Genomic DNA, 25622 nt, shown 5'->3' on the forward strand with positions numbered 1-25622 from the left:
CCTTAAGATCGCCACCAGCATGCCCCATTTCTGCCCTTCGCCCGCCGCTTGAATGCGGCCGCGGCGCGATACGTGAGGAACTCCCGCGGTCGGCCCGAACGCGCGAAGCCGCGCTCTATCACGGTCACCCACGCGAAAAATGCTCGCACCGAGCCGCAGCCGTAAATGGCTGGGGCTCGGTGTGATGGGCAGTAGCGTTACGTGCTTATGCCTCGACGAAATGCTTCTTCGCCACGCGGCGGGCGATCTTGCCGGACGAGGTGCGGTTGATCTCGCCAGCGTTGAAGAAGACGACCTGGTCCGGGGTGACGCCGTGGTTCTTCGTCACGGCACCGCGGATGACCTCGGTGGCCTCGGCATCGGCGGCATCGTCAGCCGTGACACCGTCGGGGCGCTCGACGAGGATGACGAGGGACTCGGTGTTGTCGCCCTCCACGGAGAAGGCAGCGACGGAGTCCGGACGGACACGCTCGGAGGCTTCCTGGACGGTGGCCTCGATGTCCTGCGGGTAGTGGTTGCGGCCCGCGATGACGATGAGGTCCTTGAGGCGGCCGGTGATGTAGAGCTCGCCATCGATGATGGTGGCGAGGTCGCCGGTGGCCATCCACTTGTCATCATCCGGGGCGCCGTCCACGCGGGAGCCCTCCGGCAGGCGGCCGGCGAGGGTGTTGCGGAAGGTGGCGTCAGACTCGCTGTCGCGCCCCAGGTAACCGGACGCCATATTGCGGCCGTGGAGCCAAATCTCAGCGATGACGCCGTCTTCGACCTCAGTGCGGGTCTCCGGATCGACAAGGGTGAGATACTGCGCGGGCACACCCTGACCGTTGGAGGCAAACGCCACGGTGGTCTCGGACTTATCAACGATGACGCCCTTGCCCTCAGCCAGGGCATCGCGGTCGAAGTGCGCGATGATCGGGCGGTTGGGGGTTTGCGGGGTCGCGACGATAAGCGAGGCCTCAGCCAGGCCGTAGGACGGACGCAGGACGTCGCGGCGCATCTTGTACTCGGGCTTACCGAAGGTCTCCCAGAAGGAGTTCACGGCAGACTCGGTGACCGGCTCGGAGCCGATGATGATGCCGTCGATGTTGGAGAAGTCGAGCTCCTCGCCCTCCTCCGGGGCACCGTAGCGTGCGGAGAGCTCGAGCGCGAAGTTGGGGACAACAGCGTAGGTACCCGCAAGGTTGTCGTCGACCGGCTGGCGCTTGATCTGGTTGATCCAGCGCTTCGGGTGCTGAACGAAGTCGCGCGGGGTCATGATCTCGAAGTTGAAGCCGAGGATCGTAACGAAGACGGCGAGGATGATACCCATGTCGTGGTGCATGGGCAGCCACGAGACGACGCGCGGCGGCATCTTGATCTGCACGCTGGTGAAGATCTGCAGCACGTTCGTGAGGATGGAACGGTTGGTGAGCTGCACGCCCGCCGGGGTGCGGGTGGAACCGGAGGTGTACTGCAGGAAGGCCGGCATATCGATGGGGGCCACAGTGGAGTTGGCGGCAATGGCCTTGCCCTGCGGGGTCTCCGCGGGGTTGACGAAGCTCTCCGCCAGATTATCCGGCAGCGTATCGACGACAATGACGCGCGGGCGCTCCTTGGCGGGGAGGTCTGCGAAGTGCTTGCGCACCGCGGCGGCGGACACGTTGTTGGTGAGCACGATCTTCGGGTTGGAGTCACCGAAGACGGCGTTGAGGTGTGCGGTGTGGCCCGGCTCGTTGGGGTCGTAGAGCGGCAGCGGGATCATGCCCGCGTACATCGCGCCGAGGAAGCCAAAGATGTACTCCGGGGAGTTGCCGGCGAGGACGGCGACACGGTCGCCAATACCGCCCACCTGCTGCAGGCGGGCCGCGACGGCCTTGACGCGAGTGTTGAATTCGCGGCGGGAGACCTCGCGCGGGGTACCCTCGCGGGATTCGCTGTAATCCCACTGACGCAGGATGGGGCGGTCCAGGTCCGCGCCGGCAGCCTGTTCTTGGGCGTAGAGCAATTCGGCCAGGCCCGGCAGGGTCAGCTGCGGCGGCAGGACGATCTGGCCGTTTTCGTCGAAGAACTTGGCAAACATCTTGGCAAGATCCATGGGGGTTCCTTTACTTTCGATGTAGTTTTGTTTTGACTGCAAAATATAGCACAGAGACGCGCGGCGTCAGCAACACCACGCGAGGATAGTTAAGCGCTGCGGTGCGCTTATGCGGCGTCGATGATGCCGCGCGCCCAGTCCACGACCCAGGCATTCGCCGTCGTGCCCGGAATGACGTTGGGGTTCGAGGCGTACATGGCGTGGACGCCGTTGGCAGCGATGAGGGCGGCCGCGCGGTCAATGCCGTTGCCAATATCGCGCGGGGCATCACACACCGAGTCATCCGGGGCACAGATTTGATACGTGCGGTCCGCGAGCGAACCGAAGCCGTTGGCGCGCTCGCCGCGCATGGTGGCGCCGGGGACGACGGCCTGGATAAGCGAATTGACCGGCAGGAGGGCGACCTCCGCGCCGATGCCGTCCACGGGGTTGCCCGGGTTAATGCCCACGCCGGGCATGCGGCGACCATCCGCGATGACGGCGACGCCGGCGACGTTTTCGGCTGGGATGGGGCCGTTGCCGCCGCCGATGCGGTCCGCGATGTCGCCCACGATGACGGCGCCCTGGGAGAAGCCGGAAAGGATGAACTGCATGTTGGGGCACTCGCTGTGCATGTAGTTGAGCTCGCCCTCGAGCGTCGAGGTGCCTTCCTGACGGGATTCGTCATAGCTCATCTCGTGCTGCGCGTTGATGTTTTTAAACTGCGCGGTATACGGCAGGGTCCACACCTTGACGTGGTCCGGGGTATAAGCCTGCTGCAGCGGGTTCGTAATAGACAGCATGAACGACCGCGGGTTGGCCGTGGGCGAGAGCGGATTATCGTCCTTCGCGGATTCCCACGTGCCAGGGGCAGAGATGAACTCATAGGCCGGGCACCAGTCCGGTTGCTCGGGCGTGGTCGCGTCCTCGCCCTCGGGGTTGTCCGGGGCGGCAGGATCGAGCGCGTTATCCGTGCTCGTTCCCGTCTGACGCGAGTTGAAGTATTGGACCGCTCCCCCACCGATGACGAGTAGAACGATGACGACAGCGATGACTGTGACAACCTTTTTCATAGTCTTCTTAGAACTACTCCTTCAACGTTGGGGAAAGGTGCCAGCCCCATGCGGACTACATGGGAGCTGGCTGTGCCCCGTTTCTGTACTGCAGTGTTGTCACTGCAGCTAGATTAGCCAGGTGGATTAGCCACAGTAGGCCGCCATGGCGGTATTCGTAATGAGCGCCACGACCTGCTCGTGCGGCAGCTGCGTGCGGCCTTGCTCGATGAGCTGGCCGGCGACAGCGCCGATGGTGACGGAATCCTGGCCCTCGCAGGAGTTCTGGCCCACGCCGAGGAGCTGGTCTTCGACGCCCTCGGTGTTGATGCCAGACTGCGTGAGTGCCGCGAGGTAGTCCGCGTCGCGGTCCACGAGCGGTGCAGGCGCGGGAGCCTCGGAGATGGCGCGGGCGCCCTCGTCCTGGGCCGTGGCGACGGCCGCGGCCTCAGACTCCGGCTCGGAGGATGCGCTCGCTGAAGACTCAGACGCTGACGCCGCCCCTGATGCCGAGGCGGAAGCCTCGGCGGACTCGGAGGAGGGGGCATCGGAAAGCGCGGTGGTCTCCAGCGGGGCGATGGAGGTGGGGGTTTCCTGTTCCACCGTCGCGGAGCCGCATGCGGCCAGCAGGCCGGCGGCGGCGAGGACGGCAGCAGCGAGCGGGGCACGCATTAGTTCTTCTTCTCCTGGATAGCGCCGAAGACCTGGCTGATCTCGCCGTGCTGGAACTTCTGGATCTCACCGCCGGCGGGGATCTGCGCGTAGTCCTCGGTGGGCCAGCCATACACGCCCTGCTCGAAGCCATTGGCGCCCCAGGTGTTGAAGATGTCGCCGTACATGATGACGTGTGCACCAGTGGACGGGGACCAGTAGATGGAGCCGTGCTCGAACTCCTGGAAGGCACCGCCGTTGATAGCCTTCTCGTTACCCTTCGGGAAGCCGAGAGCGGACTCGGGGCCGTTCAGCTCCTTGTACTTCGCGCCGATGGCGCCGTGGACGACGGAGTTGGACTTGTCCGGGTTACGGGTGAGGACGCCGTTCTGGAAGTCCTGGGCGTAGCCCTCGCCGACCTGGCGCACAGCTGCGGTCGGGTACTTGAGGTCGCCCGTCTCGTAGCCGCCCGCGCCCCACGCGGTGAACATGTCGCCCGGGATGGCCCACGCGCCGGTCTCCGCGGTCCAGTAGATGGAGCCGTGCTCGAAGTGAACGAAGCGGCCCTTGCCGTCCGGAGTCTTCCGCTCGCCGGAGGTGGGGAAGCCCAGCCAGGAGGACGGGCCGCCGATTTCCGCGTAGCGGGCGTTAATGCGGCCGAACAGCGGCTGTGCGCCGGTGCCCGGGGACCAGTAGGCCGTGCCTCCGGTGAAGTCCTCGGCCTTGCCCTTGCCGTCCGCCACGTCGTACTCGTTGTTGACGCAGGTGCCGATGATGCCGCCCTTGGTGGCGGCAGCGATATCGCCCACCGGGGTACAGTCCGCGCCGCGGTCTTCCTTGGACAGACCCAGGGCGTCCGCGACGTACGGGAAGGCCTGCTCCATCTCGAACTGCCAGTATTCCCAGTTGTGGATGCCGGACGGGCGGAACTTGGTGGTGACCGGAACGCCAGCCTTCTTCGCGTAGTCCACGAAGGTCTGGGTGGACATGCGCGAGAGCACCTCGAGGCCGACGCCCGCCATATTGGCCGGCCCCTTGGCCACGGAGCCCGGGGTGCCGAAGTCGTCCTTGCCGGAGCCAGCAGAGACGTAGACAGTCATGTCCTTGAGAGCCTCGATGCCCAGCTTCGGGTCGTGGTCGACCCAGTCCTGAGAGTAGTGCGGGCCCCACATGTTGGTGGAGGTGTATCCGCCCGCATCCATCTGCGCGACCTGGATAGCCTCCGGCATGCCCTGCGTGGTGGTGTCCAGGTAGCCGGAGAAAGAACCGACGAACTTGAAGAGGTCTGGGCGACGCTCGGCCAGGTTCATGGCGGCGGTGCCGCCCATGGAGATGCCGATGACGCCGCGCTGCTCATTGGAGCGGAACTTGTTCTTGAGGATCGGCGTGAGTTCCTGGGTGAGGAAGGTCTCCCACATGTAGTGCTTGCCGTTGTCCGGCTTCTGCCAGTCCGAGTAGAAGGAGGACTCGCCGCCGATGGGCATGACAACGTTGACGTTCTTGTCCGCGTAGAAGGACTCGATGTTGGTCTCGATGGTCCAGCCGGACTCATCGTCGCGCGCACGCAGGCCATCGAGCGCCCAGACCTCCGGGAAGGTCTTATCCGGCTGGGAGTACCAATCGCGCGCGAGCAGGATCTGCACACCCACTTCCTGCTCCGGCATGGCGGCGGACTTCACCCACACCTTAACGTGGCGCGGGGAAAGATACTCGATGCGGTTGACGGACACGCCTTCCGGCAGACCCTCAATCTTCGGATGATCCTCCGTAGAAATCGGAGTGCGCTGCGGCGGGTTGGACGGCGCGAAGGCATCCGAGAGGCTCGAGCCGTTGCTGGAGAGACCATTCGGCAGCGACGACTGTGCGTTGGCGCCCGGCAGCAGGGCCACGCCCACGGCGATGGCGGTGGGCAGAGCGGCGGCAGCGATGCCGCGACGGAGTGCGCGCGGCGTCTGGGCGGTGCGAGAGGGGAAGCGAGATGGTGTGCGCATGAAAGTCCTTTAAAAATCTCTGAAGTGGCGGCGAGGTCACGAGTATTCCCCACCACGCCCGGTACGAGGCGTGGAGAGGAGGCACCGCGGCGAGCCACATTCCGAAGGTTCCCCTCCTCCGGACTGGCAGCCAGGGTGCTGGCGAAGCTGTCTATGTCTATTGTGCGCTCTACCTTAAGTAAAACTTGAGACTTTGTGGGGGAGGACACGCGGAAAAACGCACAAACCCGCGCACCTCGGTGCGAGGTGCGCGGGCGAAGAGCGTGGAGATTTACCAGGCGTTCATGACGTCGAGAACGCGCTTGTGCGTCTTCACGAGCTGATCGCCGAAGTTGATCCAGTTGTGCTCACCGGTGGCCGGGTAATCCGCGGTGGGGTTAAGACCCATAGCACGGGCCTTCGCCTCCCACAGGCGGGTAGTCGCGAGGGAAAAGCCCTCCAGAGCAATACCGGCGGCCTGGATGTTGGCCGGGATGGACTTATCCTTGGGGCCCGGAACACCCGAGGCGGCCGAGATATAGACGTCCGTGTTGCGCAGACCATTGATCTGGTTGAACGGGTCATTCTCGAAGCGTTGCGGGTTGAGCGAAGAACCGTACATGGCGTTGATGTTGTAGCCGCCCGCATCGAGCAGGGCCATGCGCATGAAGGTGTGAGCGCCCGGCAGAGAGGTGGTGAGGTAGCCGGAGAAGCTCAGCGCCTGGCGGAACTGACCCGGGTGCTTGCCGGCCAGCGTGATGGCGGCGGTGCCGCCCATGGACAGACCCGCAATCGAGTTGTTGTTGCGTGCCACGCCGAAGTTGCGCTCGAGGTAGCCCGGCAGCTCGGAGGTGAGGAAGGTCTCCCACTGGTAGGTGACCGGGTTGATGACGTCATACGTGGCCGGACCCTGCCAGTCTTGGTAGAAGGATGCGGTGCCGCCCACCGGCATAACGAGCGTGATGTTATTCGGCTCGTAGAGACGTGCCGCGTTGACGTCGTTGACCCACGCGTTCGTCTTATCCGTCGCACGGAGGCCGTCGAGCAGGTAGAGCGCCGCGTTGCCGCCGCGCTTCGCCGGCTGAATCTGCACCGGAATAGTGCGGTTCATGGACGGGGACCACACGTCGCAGCGCTGGACCCACCAGCCCACGGGATCCCACGTACATGTACCGGTTGCGTCCGCACGCAGGAAGTCGCGCGGGGCAGCTGAGGCGCGCGGGGCGGCGACGGCGGCGAGGCCGCAGGCGACCACGATGGCCACGAGGACCGCGAGGACGCGCTGAGACACCGTCTGTACCTTGGTCAAGGACAAGGTGAACATGTCTCTCCTTTGAGATTGAAAGAATTCTGATTTCGTCACAAATCTATAACGAAGGTTCTGCAGTAGCTTAGCGGACGAGCGCGAAAAAGTCGCTCCCGCCGGGTGTTGTCCGTTAGCTTCCCAGGTAATCGTCTGGGTTCGAGGACAACTGCAGCGTGCGCCCGTCAGTGAGCGCCCACTTAATATTCGCCATGAAACGGTCAAACGTTAGCGGATCGCGGTAGGTCGCAAAGAGCTTCTGGAAATCTTCGGTCTGCAAAGCCTTGCGTGCCTTGCGCACCTCGTCCTTGTTTATCCAGCTTGGCAGCTCGTCGATATCCACTGCGGAATCCGCCGCCTGCCACTCGCGCGAGAGCAGCTTGTCATGTCCAATGCGCCCCTCCGGCAGGCGCGGCTGACGCGCCGCGAGCGGCGTGGCCAGGCCAATATTGTCGAGCACACGCACGTTCAACGGGCTGCGCGCCGAGGACATACCCATGTTCACTAGATAGAGCGTGGGCGGTTCCGTGCGCCCGGTCTCGCGTTCCACCGGCAGCCAGCTGTAGGTCTCCGGGTCCTCGTTCTCGAGGTAGCGCATGGCCAGTGCATCCCCGTCCTCGAGGCCCTTGATGCCCTTGTCGAAGCCGCCCAGCAGCTTATTGTCCGCGTAGTCTGCAATCCCCTTCGGGGCGTCGCCGCGCTCCAGCCTGTTCGCGTACGTCCAGAACTCGCGCTCGTCGACGATGGAAATCTCCCCATCTTCGAAGTATGCCCAATCCACCGGGTGTCCGCGCAGGACCACCGTGAACGCCCAGATACCCAGCACCGCCGCGCTTGCCGATGCCCCCACCGCTTTCAGCGGCACGACGAAGACCGGCAACAGCGCCGCGAAGAGAGGCAGCAAGAGCATGCGGCCATGCATAAAGTCGCCGCCCACGCGCAGCACATAGAGCGTATGTAAGGCAGCGCAACCGACCATGATGGCGACGGCCGCCACGCGCCGCCCGCGCAGCACACCCCCGCGGTACGCGAAGTACCCGACGATGAGCGCCACGAGGACCGGCAGCCACAGCCAGTACGGCCCCACAAAATCCATGAGGTAGGCCCAGCCCTGGCCCCAAGCCGAGTCAGCCGCGGACTTCGCCACCGCGGTATGCGGGGTAAGCAGGCCGTAGTAGCCCATGCGGAAGAGCTCGTACGCCGCCGGCACCGGCAGCGCCGCGCCGAGGATGCCCAGCCACGCGCGCCAGTGACGGTGCGTGGCGAGCAGGACGATGCCCGTGATACCGCCGTAGAGCGCCAACTCCGGGCGCACGAGCCAGGACAGCCCCGCCCAGAAGGCGAGCACGTAGACGAGCGCATTCCTCTCCCCGCGAGCCCATTCAATGAGCAGCCACCACAAGAAAGCGAGATAGAAGATGGCCAGGCCCCACTCGAGGCCCGAGGTAAAGAAGTCGCGCGCCGGCGGCAGCGCCAGATACACCAGCGCACCCGCCGGAACGACGGCGCGGCCCGCGAACACGCGCGAGGTCGCCCACACGGCCGCCGTCATCGCCGCAACGGACAACAGCAGCGCCAGCCACATCACGATGTGTTCGAGGTCGCCACGCGTGATGCGTTGGACCGCATAGATAAGGTATTGCCACAGCGTGGAGGTATTCGCCTCGACGCGCTCTCCCGCGTTAAAGACGGGTCCGTTACCTGCGATGAGGTTGCGCACCGTGCGCAGCACGATGAGGCCATCGTCCGCGATCCAGCGGCGGGTCCACGCACCCCAGAATGAAAAAATACCGATAACAACGACGGAGCCCCACACCGTCCATCGGACGATCAGGTTCTCCCGCGAGGTATCGGTATTCGGCACGAGTAGAAAATCTACCAGCAGTTTAGAAGAAAGCTGGAATCACATACGTGGCAATTGCGATGCATGCGAGCCACAGTAGCGCCAGAATCTGCAGCGCACGGTCCTGGAGCGCAATCTCATCCGGCGCGCCGCCGTTGCCGCGGTCGACGTCTGCGGCGTAGCGCAGGATGGCGATGGTGAACGGCACCATGGAGACCTGGTACCACACTGCGGCCGCGCCATCGACGGAGTTGGACAGCGTAAAGCCCCACAGCGTGTAACTCATGACCACGGCCGTGGCCGCGAGCGTCCACACGAAGCGCAGGTACGTCGGGGTGTAGCCCTCGAGGGACTTGCGGATCTTCGCGCCTGTGCGCTCCGCGAGCAGGATCTCCGAGTAGCGCTTGCCCGAGGCCATAAACAGCGAACCAAATGCCGCGACGAGCAGGAACCACTGGGAGAGGACAATCCCCGCGGCCACGCCGCCAGCCATGGTGCGCAGCATGAAGCCCGAAGACACGAGCGCGATGTCGATCACCGGCATGTGCTTCCAGCCGAAGCAGTAGCCCAACTGCAGCGCGATGTAGACCGCCATGACGATGGCGAGCTCGACCCCCGCCGTCGCGAGGAAGGATAGGCCCACCGAGGCAATGATGAGCACGACGGCCATCGCGTACGCGAGTCCCACCGGCAGCACGCCCGCCGCGATGGGACGGAAGCGCTTGGTGGGGTGTGCGCGGTCCGCGTCCACGTCGCGCGCGTCGTTGATGAGGTAGATGGCCGAGGCCGCGCAGCAGAAAACCACGAACGCCAGCGCCACATCGATGAGCACTCTCGAGTGGAAGAGCGCGTCCGCGCCGGCTGCGGCGGGCGCGGCCAGCACGAGGACGTTCTTCACCCACTGCTTGGGGCGCAGGGCCTTGACCATGCCATCGGCTAGGTTCTTCGGCGGTTGGCGCTTGCGGCCGGTATCGACGCCAGCGGTGTGCGGCTCAGAGTGGAACACACTCTGGGTGCCATCGTCCTTGGGGCTCATGCAGTCTTCTCCTCGCGGGCGGAATCAAGTTCAAAGAGGGCGCAGGTCGTGGCCGCGCCCAGGGCGGCGCCCAGCGCCGTGTCCGACGGGTAGTGTACGCCCAGCACCATGCGCGAGCACATCATGACGGGAATACCCAGCAAGAATGCCGGGTTTCCCGTGACGCGCGTCGCACCAACAAGGAACGCCGTCGTCGACGTCGAGTGCGAGGACGGGAAGGACAGCTTAGAAGGCGTGCCCACGCCCACCCGCACGTACGGGTAGTCCGGACGCTTGCGTCGCACGATGCGCTTGATGATCACCGAGGCCGCATGCGCCGAAAAGGCACTCACGCCCACGCGCGCCCAATCACGCACGCGATCGCTATCCCCGCGTCGGTACGCAAGCCCCGCGAGCACCGCCGAGGTGCCCATCCAGCCGAGCGCATGCTCGCCAAAGTGGCTCAAACCCCGCGCGGTGGGCAGCACGCCCGGCTTATCAAACGCGACCTCCTGGATCTTTTCCAGGATGTGGGATTCCGCGACGGAAAGCTTCCCCGGAGGATTACTGCGCATCGAAGACCTCCCGCCACGAGTCGCGCGAGGTAAGCTCCGGCAGCGCCGCACGGTACTGCGCCTTCAAGCCGTCGAAGTTCTCCTCAATCTCGCCCAACAACTCACGAGTCTGCTTGACCAAGTCACGCGCCAGATCACGGTCGCGCTTGCGGAACGCCACGCCCGTGCCGCCCGCCGTGGAGACCGTCGCCGAATCCACGCGTGCCAGCGTGAACCAGCGCGCCTCCTCCGGCGTGAGGTTGAGCTGCGGCGCGGTGTGATGCGCCGGGTCTTCCTTCTTGAGCAGATGCAGCGCCGCCTTGGCGGCCCACGGCAGCTTCTTCACCTTGCCCAGGCGTCCGCCCACGTTCTTGCGCGGCACACCCGGCGCGCCCGTCGGCGCCGGCAGGTCCGAGGCGGACGGGAGGATGACGGCGTCCGAGTAGTTCTGGCGAATCTTCGCAATGCGCGGCAGCGAGGTCTCCAGGATGTCGAAGAGCTGATCCGGCCCGGCCAGGAAGTCCTTCATGGCCTCGAGCTGGATGGCCATGGTCGAGTACTCCATGCACATCGTGTGCTTGAGCGACGACTTGAAGATGGACTTGGTAATGCCCTTGACGTCACCCTCGTGGTAGAGCGCCGCCACGATAAGGCGGTTGCGCAGGTGGAAGTACGCCTGCCAGTCGATGGCATCGTCCTTATCCGCCCACGCCATGTGCCAGATCGCGGCACCCGGCCACGTCACCGTGGGGAAGCCATTCGCCGCGGCACGCAGCGAGTACTCCGTGTCATCCCACTTGATAAAGAGCGGAAGGGGCTGGCCAATGGTCTCCGCGATGACGCGCGGGAACAGGCACATCCACCAGCCGTTGTACTCGACGTCCACGCGGCGGTGCAGCGCGCGCGAGTCGTACTTCTTCGGGTCCAGATGCGACTGCGCGTCACCAATCGCGCGCAGCGGGTACTTCGCGAAGTCGTGGTCGTACACAGCGTGCTCCGCCGCACCCCACATGAAGTCCGCGCGGTTGACGCGCTCACCCGTGGTGCGCAGCTGGCTGCGCTCCTGCAGGTTGAGCATCTCGCCGCCCACCACGAACGGACGTGCCGCAAAGCGCGCGACCTGCAGTGCTCGGTACACAGAGTCCGGCTCGATCGCGATGTCATCATCCATGTAGAGGATGTACGGCGCGTCCGTGTTCTCAATGGCCTCGAACATAATGCGCGAGTAGCCACCCGAGCCGCCCAGGTTGCCCTGGCGGAACTCGCGGAAGCGCTCGCCAAAGTGCGCCACGGCCTCGGCGTAGCCCGGCTCGTCCGCCGGGTGCTGGTTGCCTTGGTCCGGCATGAGCACGTACTCGATGACGTCATCCACGAACGGGTCCGAACGCAGCGCATCGAGCGCCGCCACGGCATCGGTCGGGCGGTTGAACGTCGGGATACCCACCGCGACCTTGCGCGGCTGGACCGGGTACTCCGTGCCATCCGGCAGCGTCTGCGGCTTGGGCGCGTGCGGCGCGCACCAGGCGGCATTCCGTAAAGTCGTGTCGGCGCTAGCCGACACGTCGAACCACAACAGGCCGCCGTCCTCGAAGTTGCGCAGCGGCAACTCGAACTCGTGGTGACCAGTCTCCACGTCATGGTGCGCGATGGAGATACGCTGGCCGTCTTCCTTCGAACGGTAGAAGGACAGCGTGGCCGAGCCCTCTACCTCGACGGAGAGGACCACGGATTCCAGCTGCGACCAGCGGCGCCAGTACGCGGCCGGGAATGCATTGAAGTAGGTCTCGAAGGAGACCTCGGCGCCGGCAGGCACCGTCACGGTCGTGCGGTTCGACCAGCGCGGGCGGTTGTTATTCTGCTTCGCCTCGAGCAGGTAGAGCATGCGCACATCGTTCGGCTCGCCGCGCTTGGGCAGCAAGATGCGCGCGAGCGGTTCTTTGGCCTGGGTGCCGGTGGCTTCAGTGGCCGAGGAAGTAGACACAGTTCTCCTTGATGTAGGGACGTCTTCTGCCGAACTAGCCTAATTGTTTTCAGCGCGGTTGCCGCGTTGCCACGACCAAGCAGGCCATGCCTATACAAAAAAGGACAGCACCGAGACGACTGTGTCTCAGCGCTGTCTTCGAAGATCCTCTAGCCGAACTAGAAGTCTTGGGAAAGCAGTTACAGTACTTGTCTGCAACTTTCTCCGTGAGTATGGCAGGAACGGAAGGTTGTGTAAACCTGCAGTAGAACTCGTCTACGAACGAGTGCACCGGCTTGTTCAGCTACGGAATCGCGCCGCACACGTAGACAACCTTCTCGACTCCAACCCGCATGCGCGACTGCACGATGCAACAGAAATAGTTCGTTACATAGATCCAGGCCTCCGTAGCTGGCTCACGATTCTTCAGCTTTAGCGCGAAACAAAAGCCCTAGCTAACGTATGCATTGTCTTCACGGCATGACACCTGAACCGGTATCTCACAAGTGTGCCTCTAGCGGACATGGTGACGCATTGTAAGGCGCGTCCTGGCTGCTCTCGCACAAATCCTGCTGCCACGCCCAGACGCACATACACTTAAATCATGCGTATCCTCCCCACCCTCGCCGCCGCGTCCTTGCTCTTCCTTGGCCCTGCCGCTCCCGCCTTCGCGGTGGAGCCCTCCACCGTCACGGTGGATGACCAAGCAGACCTTCTCACTTCTGAGGAAGAATCCCAGCTCAAGGAGGACGCCAGCAACGTCACCCTACCCGAGAGCGTCACCGCTATCGACTTCGTCACGTTTGAAAGCAACGACGACAATCTCAATGACACCGTGCGCTTCTATACCGGCGACCACGGGCTCCATGACGCTTCGGGCGAGAAATACGCCGACGGTCACCTCATCGTCGCCGTGGGCATGGACCCGCGTCGCATGGGTGTCTACGCCGGCGAGGACGTCGCAGGCGACCTCAACCTCCGCGACGAGAAGCGTCTCGAGGCAATTACCGACGAAATGCGCGGGCTCCTCGCGGACGAGAAGTACAAGGACGGCATGCTCCGTGGCGTGCAGGCCGCCGCCGATACCAATCTCACCGCCAAGGACTCCAACGACGGCCTCGTGGGCGGCATTATCGGCGGCACCTTCGGCGTCCTCGGCCTCGGTGCTGCGGGTACCGCAATAGCGGCCACCCGCAAGAAGAAGGCCAAGAAAGCCCGCGAGGACTGGGACTATATCCTGGCCCACCACGGCGACATCGCGCAGCGCCTCGACCAGATCAATGTCCGCGCCCATTCGCTCAGCTCTCCCCTGGCGAATGACACGCTGCGCGCCCAGTGGGAGGACGTGCGCCGCGAGTTCCTCGCCGCCCACGCGTCCATGCCGACTGCCCCCGCCGACGACAAGGAGTTCCGTGCCAAGGCAAGCGAGCTTGCCGATGCCCGCTCTGCCGTCGAAGCCGCGGTGAACGCCGAGGCCAATATCGAGGAACTCGCCCGCATGGAGCACGGCAACACCGAAGTCCGCCGTCGTGAGCTCACGGATCTCCATGAGGACGTCCTCGCCGCCACCACCAAGGCGGAGGGTGATCTCAAGGGCAAGCTCGAGGTGCTCGACGCCCGCGTCCTGGAGCTGCGGAAATACATCGATGCCCCCGATTTCATGGACACCTACGCCGGCATCCTCGGCGATTACAAGGTCCTCATCGACGCACTCCAAGACCAGCTCTACGCCGCCTCCAACATCGAGCGCGAGGACCACAGCGCCGCCACGCTTGCCGATGCCGCCTGGCGCCCCGGCGTCGGCTCCTACTATGTCCCTTATGTCGTCATCAACGACTGGCACCAGTCGGACGTCGCCGCCCACGCTCAGGCAAGTTCGGATTCTGGCGGCGTCTCCACGGGCTACTCCTCCGGCGGATTCTCCGGCTCGGGCGGATCCAGCTCGTTCTAAGAAGGACTTACATGACTAATTTGTTTATCGTTCGCCACGGCGAAACCGCCTGGTCGCGCACTGGCCAGCACACCTCGACCACGGATCTGCCGCTCACCGAGAAGGGCCGCGAGCAGGCGAAGGCGCTCGCGGGTGTCCTCGACCCTGACCAATTCGACACGGTTTACTGCTCCCCGCGCCTGCGCGCACAGGAAACCGCCCAGCTCGCCGGATTCTCGGACTATCAGGTCACCGAGGACCTCGCCGAGTGGAACTATGGCCAGTACGAGGGAAAGACCCGCCAGGACATCATCGCCACCATTCCCGACTGGCAGATCTGGACCCACGGTGCGCCCGGCGGCGAAACCCCAGAGCAGGTCGCCGCACGGCTCACGCGTTTCTACAACCGCATGATCGATACCGGCGACGAGCGCATTCTCGTCTTCGCCCACGGCCACGCCCTGCGCGTGCTCGCAATGACGTGGTTGGGCATGCCTCTGAGCTTCGGCTCGCAACTCCCCCTCGATACCGCGACCGTCTCGCTCCTCGGCCACTACCGCGGCCGCCGCGCACTCAAGAAGTGGAACAGCCGCGTGGGCAGTCTTTAGGCCGACACCTGCGGCACCAGCGTGCCGTCTTCTCGTTCTTCGACGCCGTCTCCACGAATGAGTCCGCCGCGGAACTCATGGACCATGAGGCCCTGGCGGAGATCGCTCGCCAGCTCGTGGCCACGCTGCGTGACTACAAGTACCCGCCGGACAAGGCACCGGAGGCCATCAAGCTTGTTATTGAGCAGATGGAGAAATTCGCGCCGAGGTATTCGGCACAGGCACGCGAACATGATGAATTCTAAATGGTGACCGCTTCGGTTGCGTCCGCTGTTGACGTGACGACATCCACGATACGAGATTGCATGTCAAAGCACATCGATGCCCGGCATTGAGTCCTCTCCTTGTACCGCGTATCATGGCAAGTGACATGAAAGCGCGCCGCCGGATTGTCACCAACAGCAGGAAAGCCCCGGCTTTTTAGGGCACCGAGGCTTCCCCGGTGAGACTAGCTAGCCAGCCACTGATCGATTGCGACGATCAGGTAATTGGCTGCCAGCGTCCCGAGGGTCTGGGTTGCGATTGCACCAACAATCGCGATCCAGACCTTCTTCTTATTATTGCCGCCACGCGGGGGCTCCAAGTCAGAAGAGGACATCCATCTCACCTCCCTTCATCAGGTAGGCGGAACCCGATCCCTCCGACAGAAACTGCCTGGACAATCGGCCCCCGACCCCCTATATGGCGGTGGAGACCGCTCGGGAAACCCGAACCAACAGCACCGTCAAAAGGGAAGCACTTACGCGCTCGCCGACCACATTACCGGAGCACAATAGTCCACGAGATGTAATTCAGAACGGCCTCGGTTCGACCCCGAAAGCAGGGAGACTTTCTGCCCCAAGAACGCACAACCCGTGGCCGCGTTTGTGCGGTCACGGGTTGTAATGCAGCTACAAGGCGCAATTTAGACGTTGACGGGCGCGTCCTCAGAAATCGGCTCGATGCCGAGCTTGCCCAGCATGTAGAGCACGCGGGCCTCGAGGTCGTCCGCGAGCTCGCGGGTTTCCTCGACGGTGGTGGCGGGCTCGATGTCCCAGATCTTGATGTCCTTGCCAGCCTCGTCGCGCTCAAGGTCGCGGCCAAGGTAGACGATGTAATCCGGCATGGCGACGGTGCGTACCTCATCGAGGTAGCGGGCCGGGTCCTCGCCCAAGCCACGCTCGCCGAGGACGTGCGCCATGTGGGAATCCGAGAGGTTCTCTGGGTGCGTGACAGCAGCATCGACATACAGCGCATCGCCCGCGCGCTTCTTGGTGAGCGCGACAGCAGCGGCAGCCAGTGAAGGATCCACACCAGACGCGAAACGAACGTGCACGCGGTGCTGGCCAAAGTATTCGGAGATCTCGCGCTCGACCATGACCGGAACAAACTCGTCGAGCGTCGCGCGCTTGAGGTGGCGAGCGATAACCTCATCCAGCTTCGAGTCAATCTCTTCTGCGGAGAAGCTATGGCCGTAGGACTCGTGAAGGTCCTTGCGCAGGGTATCGAGGGCATTCTGGATGTTGAGCATGATTATTCACCCACTCACTTTCTTATCTCGTTAACCTACTGTTAACTTTAGCAAGGGTAATGGGAGTGGTCAAATAGTGGGAACCAACCCAGCAATTCGTGTCATGAAAGTTTGAGCTATCGCTGCAGGTAGGTCGCTATCTCTTCAAGTGCCTCGGGCGAGCCAACTTCATAATCAAGCAGCGGAAGCTCAGTGACGGGCACGTCAGGCAACGCCGCGCACAGCGTCGCGAGCGCTTCTTCCTCCACCGCGCGCCGGCCAGGCAGCGCCGCCGGAGATCGGCGGTTAATGAACAACCCTCCCACCGGTATGCGATGCTCGGCGAGCTCCGCGTAAAGCTCAATGGTCTCCATGACCGGCAGGCGCTCGGCCGTGAGCACGATATTGAAGGTCGAGGACCGCAGCGCGTCACGCAGATGCGCGAAGCGCGTGCGGCGGCGATAAAGGATGGAACGCAACTCCGCGTCACGGCGCTGCGACTTGGTCTCGCCACCGAGCGAGCCGACGACGTCCGCGAACTTATCCGCTTTATCGCGGCGCTTGAGGAGACCATCCGTCCACGCGCTCATGAGCTCGGGCAACGCCATGAGACGCGCGGTATGCCCGGACGGAGCGGTATCAAAGATGATGTGATCGTAGGAGCCCTCGTGGTCCTCGATAAGGACGGCCATCTGCTCGAGGAGCGCAGCTTCATGCGTGCCCGGGGAGGCTGCGGCAAGCTCCAGATGCTTATCGACTTCCTTATGGAGGCGCTCCGGCATGTGGGCGCGCATGGTCTCCCCCGCCTGCGCGAGGTGAGCGCGGGTCGCCTTCTCCGGGTCCAGCTCCACGAGGTCGAGGTTCTCGCGCACCGTCACAGGTTCCGGACCGATCTCCTGATGCCACAGGTGGCCCAGATTGTGGGCAGGATCGGTGGAAACAACGAGGACGCGTTCCTGCTTCGAGCGGCCCAGCGCGTAGGCATTCGACAACGTGGTTTTCCCCACGCCGCCCTTGCCGCCAAAGAACGTTAGCAACAGCTCATCCCCTCAATCGGCGACCGATCCATGCCCATGCGTGTATGCCATTCGTGCAGGTCTTCGTAGATAACCGGGAGCAACTCAATCGTGTAGAAGCTCGCCGGATTCGGGATGCCCAGCGCCTCGGAGAGAACGAGGAGACGAAAGAAGTCGTCCTCGTCCCGGCGCGCCCGGGAGAACTCGCGCCGGTACGGCGCGGCGTAGAACTCTTTGAGCAGACTGGTGAGGTTCATACAGACTTAGGCCACCGGGGCATCGGCAGTCTGACGCACCGGATGCGGCGCGTCCGTGTCCTCGTCACTCCACTCGACGGGCGGGGCCTTGCGTGCCGCAGAGACGGCGCCGATAACCTCGACGATGACCCACACCGCAGCAACAACGATGACGACGTCCATAGCGAAGAGCAGCCAGTTCTGGGCAGCCCACAGCGTGCCCAGCTGCTTGACTGCAGCCCACAGAGACATCGCGGTAACGAAGACGAGCGGGATGGCGACCGGCCACGTGGGGCGGCGCAGATGCGTGAGAATGACCGTGATGACGGCGAGCGAAAGACCCGCCATGAGCTGGTTCGTAGTACCGAAGAGCGGCCAGATCGTCATGCCGCCGGAACCGTCCGCGCCTTGCGAGAAGGTGAGGGCGAAAGCGATGCCCACCGCGATGGACGTTGCGCCGAGGGCACCAATCTTGAAGCCCATGATCTCGCCGATCTCCTGGACGACGAAGCGCTGGAGGCGCACGCCGGAGTCCATTGTCGTCGCCGCAAAGAGGACGGCCATGGTCGCAAGGATGGTTGCGGACAACGAGGTGGAAATACCCAGGCCCTCGTTGATGAGGTTGCCGCCGCCCTCAACGAAGGCGGACACACCGCCGGCGTTCCACTCGGAGTAGATCTGCTCCCAGTCGGCGAGCGTCTTGAAACCGGAGGTCGTGGCGATAATGGTGCCCAGTGCAAGAAGGCCCTCGCCGACGGCACCGAAGTAACCAACAAAGCGAGCGTCGGTCTCCTTATCGAGCTGCTTCGACGACGTGCCAGAGGCAACCATGCCGTGGAAGCCGGAAATCGCGCCGCAGGCGATGGTAACGAAGAGCAGCGGGAAGATACCGGGTGTTTCCGCCGGCAGGTTGTCGCGCAACGCCGGTGCGACGACGTCGGGCGCGGTGAAGAGGAAGGAAGCGTAGAGGATGCCCAGGCCGATGAACAGCTGTAGGCCGTTGATGTAGTCGCGCGGCTGAAGCAGCATCCACACCGGCAGCAGCGAGGCGATAAACGCGTAGACGAACAGAACGATGATCCACACGCCGTTCGCCGGGATGCCGAGAACGGTCTCCGGCAGCACGATGGGGAAACGATCACCGATGATCATGAGCGTGTAGAGCGCAACGACGCCCACAACAGAAACGAGCGGCAGCGACCACTTGAGACGGTAGATGGCCTGGCCCACGAGGAGCGCGACGATGATGGCGCCCCACGTCGGGATAACGGAGGTCGGCGTCGAAACCAGCAGATTGGAGATGACCACACCGAAGGCGGTGTTCACCATGAGCAGGAGGAGGAAGATGACGACCAGGAAGAGGTTGCGGCCACGCGCACCGATGTAGCGCCCGGAGAGCGTACCGATGGACTGGCCGCGGTGGCGCTGGGAAGCCCACAGCGCGCCGAGATCATGCATACCCGCCATGAAGACGGTGCCGATGGTCACCCACAGGAAGGCCGGTAGCCAACCCCAAATGACGGCGACGGCCGGGCCGATGATGGGCGCCGCACCCGCGACCGAAGTGAAGTGGTGACCCCACAGCACGTACTTATTCGTCGGCACGTAGTCGACGCCGTCCTCCATGGTGTGGGCAGGCGTCTTATAGCTATCGGAGAGTCTATAGATTCTTGAGCCTAAAAATTTTGAGTACAAGAAGTAGCCGACGGCCATCATCGAAAGACCGATGGCCATAAGGATGAGAGAGTTCATACCAATCCTCCGTGTGCTGCGGTTCACATTAATTGGGAGGATTATGGCACATCACGAGATGGGGCGCCATCGCGCGTGAGTGATGGGGGTATTTTCCACCCATCACGCGAACCGCTACCGTTATTTCGGGCTGCGCAAAGGCTCGGTGCATACAAGTTCGCCGGCTTCCACCATCTCGTTGAGCACACGACGAATACCGCCCACCGATATGCCCGCCGCCGCGAGCTCACGACTCGATGCCGTCACATGTTCCTGCACATAGTCGATCACAGCATCCCGAGACTTCCCTCCGCTTGCAGCAGCTCTCTCCGTCCTCGTCGCGTCGCGCTGTGGGAAGACAAGTTCACACGCCGTCAGAGAGTCACGCGGTTCTGGCGGCGGCAGCACATGCCGCAGAAGTTGATCAAGGATTTCGATACAGCCGGTTGCACGATGAAGTGCCCCGCCGTGCGTGTGTTTATCCCCGCAGTTCAGAACGACTAACTGCGCGCGAAAACGGCACACCCCACAACACAACACTGCACACAACACTCAGCACGTGCGCGTGTTGTGTTGAGTGTTATGTGCAGTGTTAAAGGTCGAAGCTTCGCGACCTCAGCGGAGGAGACTTAGTGACCGCGCTCCTGCTCAAGGGCTTTGCCCTCATTCCAGAACGGTGCCAGCTTGTTGTCGAACATGGACAGCGCCGAGGCGATGGCCATGTGCATGTCGAGGTACTGGTACGTGCCCAGGCGGCCGCCGAAGAGGACTTGATTGTCCTTAGCCTCGGCCGCCGCGCGCTTGCGGTAGGCCCCGAGCTTGGCGCGGTCCTCCGGGGTGTTAATCGGGTAATACGGCTCGTCGCCGGACTCGGCGAAGCGGGAGTACTCCTTCATGATGACCGTCTTATCGGTCGGGTACTTATCCGCGCGCTCCGGGTGGAAGTGACGGAACTCGTGGATGCGGGTGTAATCCACGTCCGCATCGTTGTAGTTCATGACCGGGGTGCCCTGGAAGTCGCCGGTAGGCAGAACCTCGAGGTCAAAATCGAGCGTGCGCCAACCGAGCTCGCCCTCGGCGTAGTCGAAGTAGCGGTCGAGGGGGCCGGTGTAGACGACGGGTGCGTCCGGATTGGCGGCACGGATGTCGTCGCGAACTTCGAACCAGTCAGTATCGAGGCGGACCTCGATGTTCTCGTGGTCAGCCATCGCGTGCAGCCACGCGGCATAGCCATCGACGGGCAAACCCTCGTAGGTGTCATTGAAGTAACGGTTGTTGAAGGTGTAGCGCACGGGCAGGCGCGTGATATTGCCGGCCGGCAGCTCCTTCGGATCGGTCTGCCACTGCTTTGCGGTGTAATCACGGATGAAGGCCTCGTAGAGCGGACGGCCGATGAGCGAGATGGCCTTCTCTTCGAGGTTGGTGGCTTCCTCCGGGGAGAACTCGCCGGCCTGCTCGGCGATGAGCGTGCGGGCCTCGTCCGGGGAGTAGTAGCGGCCGAAGAACTGGTTGATAAGGCCCAGGCCCATGGGGAACTGGTAGGCCGTGCCGTCGTGCATGGCAAAGACGCGGTGCTGGTAGTCCGTGAACGACGTGAACTTATTGACGTAGTCCCACACACGTTTATTCGAGGTGTGGAAGAGGTGGGCGCCGTACTTGTGGACCTCAATGCCGGTCTCGGGTTCGGGCTCGGAGTAGGCGTTGCCGCCCAGGTGGTTGCGGCGCTCGACGATGAGCACCTTTTTGCCCAGCTGCGAGGCAGCCCGCTCGGCGACGGTGAGGCCGAAGAAGCCGGATCCAACAACGATGAGGTCATAAGAAGTCATGGCTCCCAGCTTAATGGGAAAAGGCTCAAAGAAAGGCAGCGGCGTGTCGCAACAGAGTTCACACTTTTATCAGCTTTAACATTGGCCCCAAACGTATACTCTCGTCGCGGCAGCATGCTGCGACCAATCCGAGGAGTCCTCACCGTGCAGTTACGACGTATCAATAGACGCCAGCGTTCCGTGTGGACGCCGGTAGCTGCCGTCATCGCGTCCGTCTCCGTGTTTGCCGCCGCAGCCTTTGGCGGCCACGACATCCTCAAGACGCAGGAGATCGGCTCTGGTCCGATTGACCCGGCGGTCAACTCGGCGTCCTTCGCCGATGGCGCCACGACCGTTGTTGACGATCCGGCCATCGCTTCCCAGGGCGAGGGCGACGGCCCGCGCGCGGTGAAGGAATTCCACCGCGACGAGGCCTTCTCCCAGTTTGCGCTCACGTGGTCCGGTGAGCGCGATATCGCCGCGTTCGTCCGCGCGAAGCAGCCGGATGGCTCGTGGTCCGAGTGGTACGACGCCTCGCCTATCGGCACCGAGGGCAGCAACGGCAAAACCGGCACGGAGCTCATCTATGTGGGCCAGACCAATGACGTCCAGGTCTCCGTGGGCAACGTCGACCTCTACCAGGACAATAACGACAACATCCTCGACCAGGCAGCGAATACCATCAACCCGTTGCTTACCAACGTGGGCGATATCGCGCCGGTCGCGGACACCATGCCCAGCGACCTCGACGTCGTCTTCATCGACGGCAAGGCGCAGTCCGGCATCGCGCCGGTCGCAGACTACCGCGACGCAGGCATGCCGTCCGTCGTCTCCCGCGCGGGCTGGGGCGCCAACGAAGGCATCCGTTGCCAGCAGCCGACCGATGACGGCTACGTCAAGGCGCTCACGCTGCACCACACCGCGGGCTCCAATAACTACACGCAGGCGGACGCCGCCGCGCAGGTGCGCGGCATCTACGCCTACCACGCCCAGACCCTGGGCTGGTGCGACATCGGATACAACGTGCTCGTGGACAAGTTCGGCACCATCTACGAGGGCCGCTACGGCGGACTCGACCGCGCCATCCAGGGCGCGCACGTGGGCGGCTTCAACTCCCACACCTGGGGCATTTCCATGATCGGCAACTACGAGACCGCGCAGCCAAGCCAGGAGATGCTCGACTCGGTCGCCTCCATCGCTGGTTGGAAGGCCGCGAAATCCGGCTTCTCCCCGTCATCGACTGTCTCGCTGACCTCCGGTGGCTTCAACGGTTCGCGCTACGCCGCGGGCCAGACCTACACCGGCCCGGCCTTCATGGGCCACTCGGATCTGCACTACACGCAGTGCCCGGGTGCGAATACCATTGCCCGCTGGGACGAAATCCGTGCGAAGGCGACGACGAAGTACAACGCCATCAAGAACGGCGGCGGCGCTGCGGATGACCTCAACATCAACGACGGCATCAATGACGGCTGGGACGAGTCCCAGGCGCAGGAGAACAACACGAGCTCGGATCACTCCTCGACTCCGCAGACCTCGAACTCGAATGCCACCTCGTCTATCGGCGGCACCGAGGTTCCCATGTCCACCATCGAGGCGATCATCGGCATCGCAGCGGCGCTCATCGGCATCGTCGCAGCCTCGAACGTCGACGGCATGAAGGTCGATCAGAAGGCCGAGCTCGCCGGCAGCATCACCGTGGGCGAGGTCCCGAATATCGTGTCGAAGGTCATCGCCGTGACCGGCAACGAGGGTCTGGCCGAGACGTGGACCGCGGTCCTCAACGCCTTCGGCCCGGTCCTCGGCCTGCCCGTGGGCGGCCCGGACCTCAAGGACGTCGACTCCCAGCTCGTCTCCCAGCTGTTCACCAACGGCGTCGTCCTGTCCAGCAAAGACACCGGCACCCACGCGCTCGTGGGCGATATCGCTCGGAAGTGGGCCGAGAACCCGGAGGCATTGGGCCTGCCCACCTCAGACGAATACAAATCCGCAGACGGCACGACCATCCGCGTTGACTTCCAGGGTGGCTACATTACGTTTGACCCGACCAGCGGCCAGGCTCAGGTCTTCACCAAGTAAGACGCACACGAAAAATGCGCCCCTCGGGGCGCATTTTTTATGCGATATTTAAGCCCAGTCCAGACTGCGCTCCACCGCGCGCTGCCAGTCGGCAAAGATGTCGTCCCGGTTGGCCTGCGGCTCCCACGTCTTATCCGGGGCAACGAGTCCCTCGAGTTGCTCGAGGTTTTCCCACACGCCAGCGCCGAGCCCTGCGGCGAACGCAGCGCCAAGCGCAGTGGTCTCAATCTCGCTCGGGCGCGTAACCTTCGCGCCCATAATGTCAGCCTGCAGCTGCATGAGGAGGTCGTTGGCGACCATGCCGCCGTCCACGCGCAGCTCTGTGAGCGCAACGCCCGAGTCCGCGACCATCGCCTCCACGACCTCGCGGGTCTGGAAACACGTGGCCTCGAGCGCGGCGCGCACGATGTGCGAGCGGTCCGCGAATCTGGTCAGGCCCACAATCACCCCGCGCGCGTCCGGCCGCCAGCGCGGAGCAAAGAGCCCGGAGAAAGCCGGCACGATGTACACCCCGCCGTTGTCCTCCGCTGCAATGCTTTCCGATGCCGCCGCCGTCGGAATCATCCCCAGCTGGTCCCGCAACCACTGGATAAGCGCGCCGCCTACGGCGACGGAGCCCTCGAGGGCGTAGGTGGGGGCGGCATCGGAAAGCTGGTACGCGACGGTGGTGAGCAGGCCGTGGTCCGAAAAGTGCGGCTCGGCGCCGGTATTGTGCAACAGGAAGAGCCCGGTGCCGTAGGTGTTCTTCACCTGTCCCGGGGTAAATCCGGCCTGGCCGAAGAGCGCAGACTGTTGGTCGCCGAGCACACCCATGATGGGCACGCGGGAGAGCGTCCCGCGGTGTCGCACCACGCCGAAGGCGCCGACGGAGGGGAGGATGTGGGGAAGCATCTGGACCGGAACCCCCACCTCACGGCAGAGGTCCTCGTCCCACTCGAGGGTATTCAAGTCCATGAGCAGCGTCCGCGACGCATTGGTCACGTCCGTCGCGTGGATCTCGCCATCCGTGAGATTCCACAGGAGCCACGCGTCGATGGTGCCGGCGAGCAGTTCGCCGTTCTCGGCGCGTTGCCGGGCCCCCTCCACGTGGTCGAGGATCCAGGCAATTTTGGGCCCTGCCGGATAGGAATTCGCGAGCAGGCCGGTCTTCTTGTGCCATTTATCGGCGGGCTCGTGGCGGCCCGCGGTACGGGTGTCCTGCCAAACGATCGCGTTATAGATAGGCTCGCCGGACTCCTTGTCCCACACCACTGCCGTCTCGCGCTGGTTGGTAATGCCGAGCGCGGCGACATCCGCCGCGGTGATGTCGAGCTCCACCATCGCCGTGGAGACGGCGCGGCGCGTGTTGTCCCAGATCTCGCGCGGATCGTGCTCAACCCAACCCCGGCGCGGAAGGATTTGCTCGTGCTCGTACTGTGCAGAGGCGACGATGTGCCCCTCCTCGTTAACGAAGACGCAACGCGTCGAGGTGGTCCCCTGGTCGATGGCGGCAATCAGCGGCATTAGAACCAGCGCTCCAGCACTGTGGCCACCCCGGCTTGATGGTTCGGGGTCGTCACTTCGTCGGCCGCCTCCTTCACAGCGTCCGCGGCGTTGCCCATGGCCACGCCACGTCCAGCCCAGCGCAGCATCTCAATGTCATTGGGCATATCGCCAAACGCGATGGTCTCGTCTTGTGCGACGCCGTAGTGATCCGCGAGCCAGGTAAGCCCCGTGGCCTTGGTGATGCCCGGCGCGGCAATCTCGAGGATGCCCTCGTCCATGGAGAAGGTCACGTGTGCCTCATCAGGATCGACGTGCGGGGCAATGAGCTCATAGAGCTCCCGCGAGCTGTACTCCAGGTTGCGCAGAATGAGCTTGACGCAGGGGACCGAAATAACTCCCTCCGTCGTATCCTTCTTGAACTCCCCAAATAGATCATCGTCGCCGTAGGCGGGATCCACGACGAAGAGTTCCGCCACGTTGTCACGGGTCGACGTGCCAGCGCGCTCGGCGCCCACGGCGATGCCCCCGTAGCGCGCCATGACGGACTGCGCGGTCTCGACGATGGTGGTAAGCGTCTCCGGCTGCAGCTCATGAGCGAGGACCACCTGATCTGCCGCGGAGTCGTAAATGACGGCCCCGTTGCTCGTCACGCAGAGCGGACGCACAGGAATCTGTTCGAGCACCGGCGCGATCCACCGGAACGGACGGCCCGTCGCCAACGCGAAGTGGGTTCCGGATTCGACCGCGCGCGCCACGACGTCGCGGGTGCGCTGCGTGACGCGGTGGTTGGGATCGAGGAACGTTCCGTCGATATCGCTGGCGATGAGCCGTGGGATCACTTT

22 protein-coding genes are annotated in these 25622 nt (G+C 63.7%); 4 read left to right on the top strand and 18 right to left on the bottom strand.

Going from position 1 to position 25622, the window contains the following annotated elements; translation table 11 throughout:
* Positions 1-205: 205 nt before the first annotated feature.
* From HMPREF3227_RS10415 to HMPREF3227_RS10455, 9 genes are all read right to left on the bottom strand, one after another.
* A complete protein-coding gene (locus tag HMPREF3227_RS10415; protein ID WP_066512921.1) occupies positions 206-2074 on the bottom strand; it encodes a FadD32-like long-chain-fatty-acid--AMP ligase in 1869 nt (622 codons plus the stop codon).
* Between the two features lie 107 nt (positions 2075-2181).
* Positions 2182-3126, bottom strand: coding sequence for a cutinase family protein (locus HMPREF3227_RS10420; protein ID WP_066512926.1), 945 nt, complete (start codon positions 3124-3126; stop codon positions 2182-2184).
* A gap of 126 nt (positions 3127-3252) precedes the next feature.
* On the bottom strand, positions 3253-3777 hold the full coding sequence (locus HMPREF3227_RS10425) for a DUF732 domain-containing protein (protein ID WP_066493552.1): 525 nt from the start codon (positions 3775-3777) through the stop codon (positions 3253-3255).
* Positions 3777-5747: an alpha/beta hydrolase-fold protein gene (locus HMPREF3227_RS10430; protein ID WP_066493551.1), complete on the bottom strand. Its 1971-nt coding sequence runs from the start codon at positions 5745-5747 to the stop codon at positions 3777-3779. Before HMPREF3227_RS10430 ends, HMPREF3227_RS10425 begins: the two co-directional genes overlap by 1 nt.
* 271 nt (positions 5748-6018) lie before the next feature.
* Positions 6019-7050 (bottom strand): alpha/beta hydrolase, encoded by a 1032-nt coding sequence (locus HMPREF3227_RS10435; protein WP_066493550.1) that lies wholly within the window; start codon positions 7048-7050, stop codon positions 6019-6021.
* A 112-nt stretch (positions 7051-7162) separates the two neighbouring features.
* Positions 7163-8893 carry an arabinofuranosyltransferase AftB family protein gene (locus HMPREF3227_RS10440; protein ID WP_231732351.1) on the bottom strand — a complete coding sequence of 577 codons (1731 nt, stop codon included), beginning with the start codon at positions 8891-8893 and terminating at the stop codon, positions 7163-7165.
* 22 nt (positions 8894-8915) lie between these two features.
* Entirely contained in the window at positions 8916-9908 is a 993-nt protein-coding gene (locus tag HMPREF3227_RS10445; RefSeq protein ID WP_066493548.1) for a decaprenyl-phosphate phosphoribosyltransferase, read from the bottom strand.
* Entirely contained in the window at positions 9905-10462 is a 558-nt protein-coding gene (locus tag HMPREF3227_RS10450) for a phosphatase PAP2 family protein (protein ID WP_066493546.1), read from the bottom strand. The genes HMPREF3227_RS10445 and HMPREF3227_RS10450 overlap by 4 nt, the downstream gene beginning before the upstream one ends.
* On the bottom strand, positions 10452-12422 hold the full coding sequence (locus HMPREF3227_RS10455; RefSeq protein WP_066493544.1) for a glycosyltransferase: 1971 nt from the start codon (positions 12420-12422) through the stop codon (positions 10452-10454). The genes HMPREF3227_RS10450 and HMPREF3227_RS10455 overlap by 11 nt, the downstream gene beginning before the upstream one ends.
* A 583-nt stretch (positions 12423-13005) precedes the next feature.
* Between HMPREF3227_RS10455 and HMPREF3227_RS10460 the strand changes: the two genes are divergently transcribed.
* From HMPREF3227_RS10460 to HMPREF3227_RS10470, 3 genes are read left to right on the top strand one after another with little or no spacing between them, the layout of a single operon-like run.
* Positions 13006-14352 carry a DUF5129 domain-containing protein gene (locus tag HMPREF3227_RS10460; RefSeq protein WP_066493538.1) on the top strand — a complete coding sequence of 449 codons (1347 nt, stop codon included), beginning with the start codon at positions 13006-13008 and terminating at the stop codon, positions 14350-14352.
* Between the two features lie 11 nt (positions 14353-14363).
* Positions 14364-14939, top strand: coding sequence for a histidine phosphatase family protein (locus tag HMPREF3227_RS10465; protein WP_066493535.1), 576 nt, complete (start codon positions 14364-14366; stop codon positions 14937-14939).
* A complete protein-coding gene (locus tag HMPREF3227_RS10470; protein ID WP_066493533.1) occupies positions 14912-15184 on the top strand; it encodes a type I restriction enzyme endonuclease domain-containing protein in 273 nt (90 codons plus the stop codon). The genes HMPREF3227_RS10465 and HMPREF3227_RS10470 overlap by 28 nt, the downstream gene beginning before the upstream one ends.
* 203 nt (positions 15185-15387) lie before the next feature.
* On the opposite strand, the gene HMPREF3227_RS13375 is transcribed toward HMPREF3227_RS10470, so the two are convergent.
* From HMPREF3227_RS13375 to glf, 7 genes are all read right to left on the bottom strand, one after another.
* Entirely contained in the window at positions 15388-15537 is a 150-nt protein-coding gene (locus tag HMPREF3227_RS13375) for a hypothetical protein (protein ID WP_154666878.1), read from the bottom strand.
* A gap of 306 nt (positions 15538-15843) precedes the next feature.
* Positions 15844-16449, bottom strand: a complete 606-nt coding sequence (locus tag HMPREF3227_RS10475; RefSeq protein WP_066493531.1) for a three-helix bundle dimerization domain-containing protein — start codon at positions 16447-16449, stop codon at positions 15844-15846.
* A gap of 116 nt (positions 16450-16565) precedes the next feature.
* Positions 16566-17465, bottom strand: coding sequence for an ArsA family ATPase (locus tag HMPREF3227_RS10480; protein ID WP_141628694.1), 900 nt, complete (start codon positions 17463-17465; stop codon positions 16566-16568).
* Positions 17459-17701 (bottom strand): cory-CC-star protein, encoded by a 243-nt coding sequence (locus tag HMPREF3227_RS10485; protein WP_066512933.1) that lies wholly within the window; start codon positions 17699-17701, stop codon positions 17459-17461. The genes HMPREF3227_RS10480 and HMPREF3227_RS10485 overlap by 7 nt, the downstream gene beginning before the upstream one ends.
* Positions 17702-17707: 6 nt before the next feature.
* On the bottom strand, positions 17708-19432 hold the full coding sequence (locus HMPREF3227_RS10490) for a carbon starvation CstA family protein (RefSeq protein ID WP_066493525.1): 1725 nt from the start codon (positions 19430-19432) through the stop codon (positions 17708-17710).
* A 120-nt stretch (positions 19433-19552) separates the two neighbouring features.
* Positions 19553-19702 carry a helix-turn-helix domain-containing protein gene (locus tag HMPREF3227_RS13380; protein ID WP_154666880.1) on the bottom strand — a complete coding sequence of 50 codons (150 nt, stop codon included), beginning with the start codon at positions 19700-19702 and terminating at the stop codon, positions 19553-19555.
* A gap of 338 nt (positions 19703-20040) precedes the next feature.
* A complete protein-coding gene (gene glf, locus HMPREF3227_RS10495; protein WP_066493521.1) occupies positions 20041-21237 on the bottom strand; it encodes a UDP-galactopyranose mutase in 1197 nt (398 codons plus the stop codon).
* Between the two features lie 144 nt (positions 21238-21381).
* On the opposite strand from glf, the gene HMPREF3227_RS10500 reads away from it, so the two are divergent.
* Positions 21382-23295: an N-acetylmuramoyl-L-alanine amidase gene (locus HMPREF3227_RS10500; protein WP_066512937.1), complete on the top strand. Its 1914-nt coding sequence runs from the start codon at positions 21382-21384 to the stop codon at positions 23293-23295.
* 48 nt (positions 23296-23343) lie between these two features.
* Here HMPREF3227_RS10500 and glpK read toward each other — a convergent pair whose 3' ends face one another.
* Both glpK and HMPREF3227_RS10510 read right to left on the bottom strand, forming a co-directional pair.
* On the bottom strand, positions 23344-24798 hold the full coding sequence (glpK, locus tag HMPREF3227_RS10505; RefSeq protein WP_066493517.1) for a glycerol kinase GlpK: 1455 nt from the start codon (positions 24796-24798) through the stop codon (positions 23344-23346).
* Positions 24798-25619, bottom strand: coding sequence for a Cof-type HAD-IIB family hydrolase (locus tag HMPREF3227_RS10510; RefSeq protein ID WP_066493515.1), 822 nt, complete (start codon positions 25617-25619; stop codon positions 24798-24800). Before HMPREF3227_RS10510 ends, glpK begins: the two co-directional genes overlap by 1 nt.
* Between the last annotated feature and the right edge of the window lie 3 nt (positions 25620-25622).

The sequence above is a fragment of the Corynebacterium sp. CMW7794 genome, assembly GCF_001563605.1.
Classification (GTDB): Bacteria; Actinomycetota; Actinomycetes; order Mycobacteriales; family Mycobacteriaceae; genus Corynebacterium; species Corynebacterium phoceense.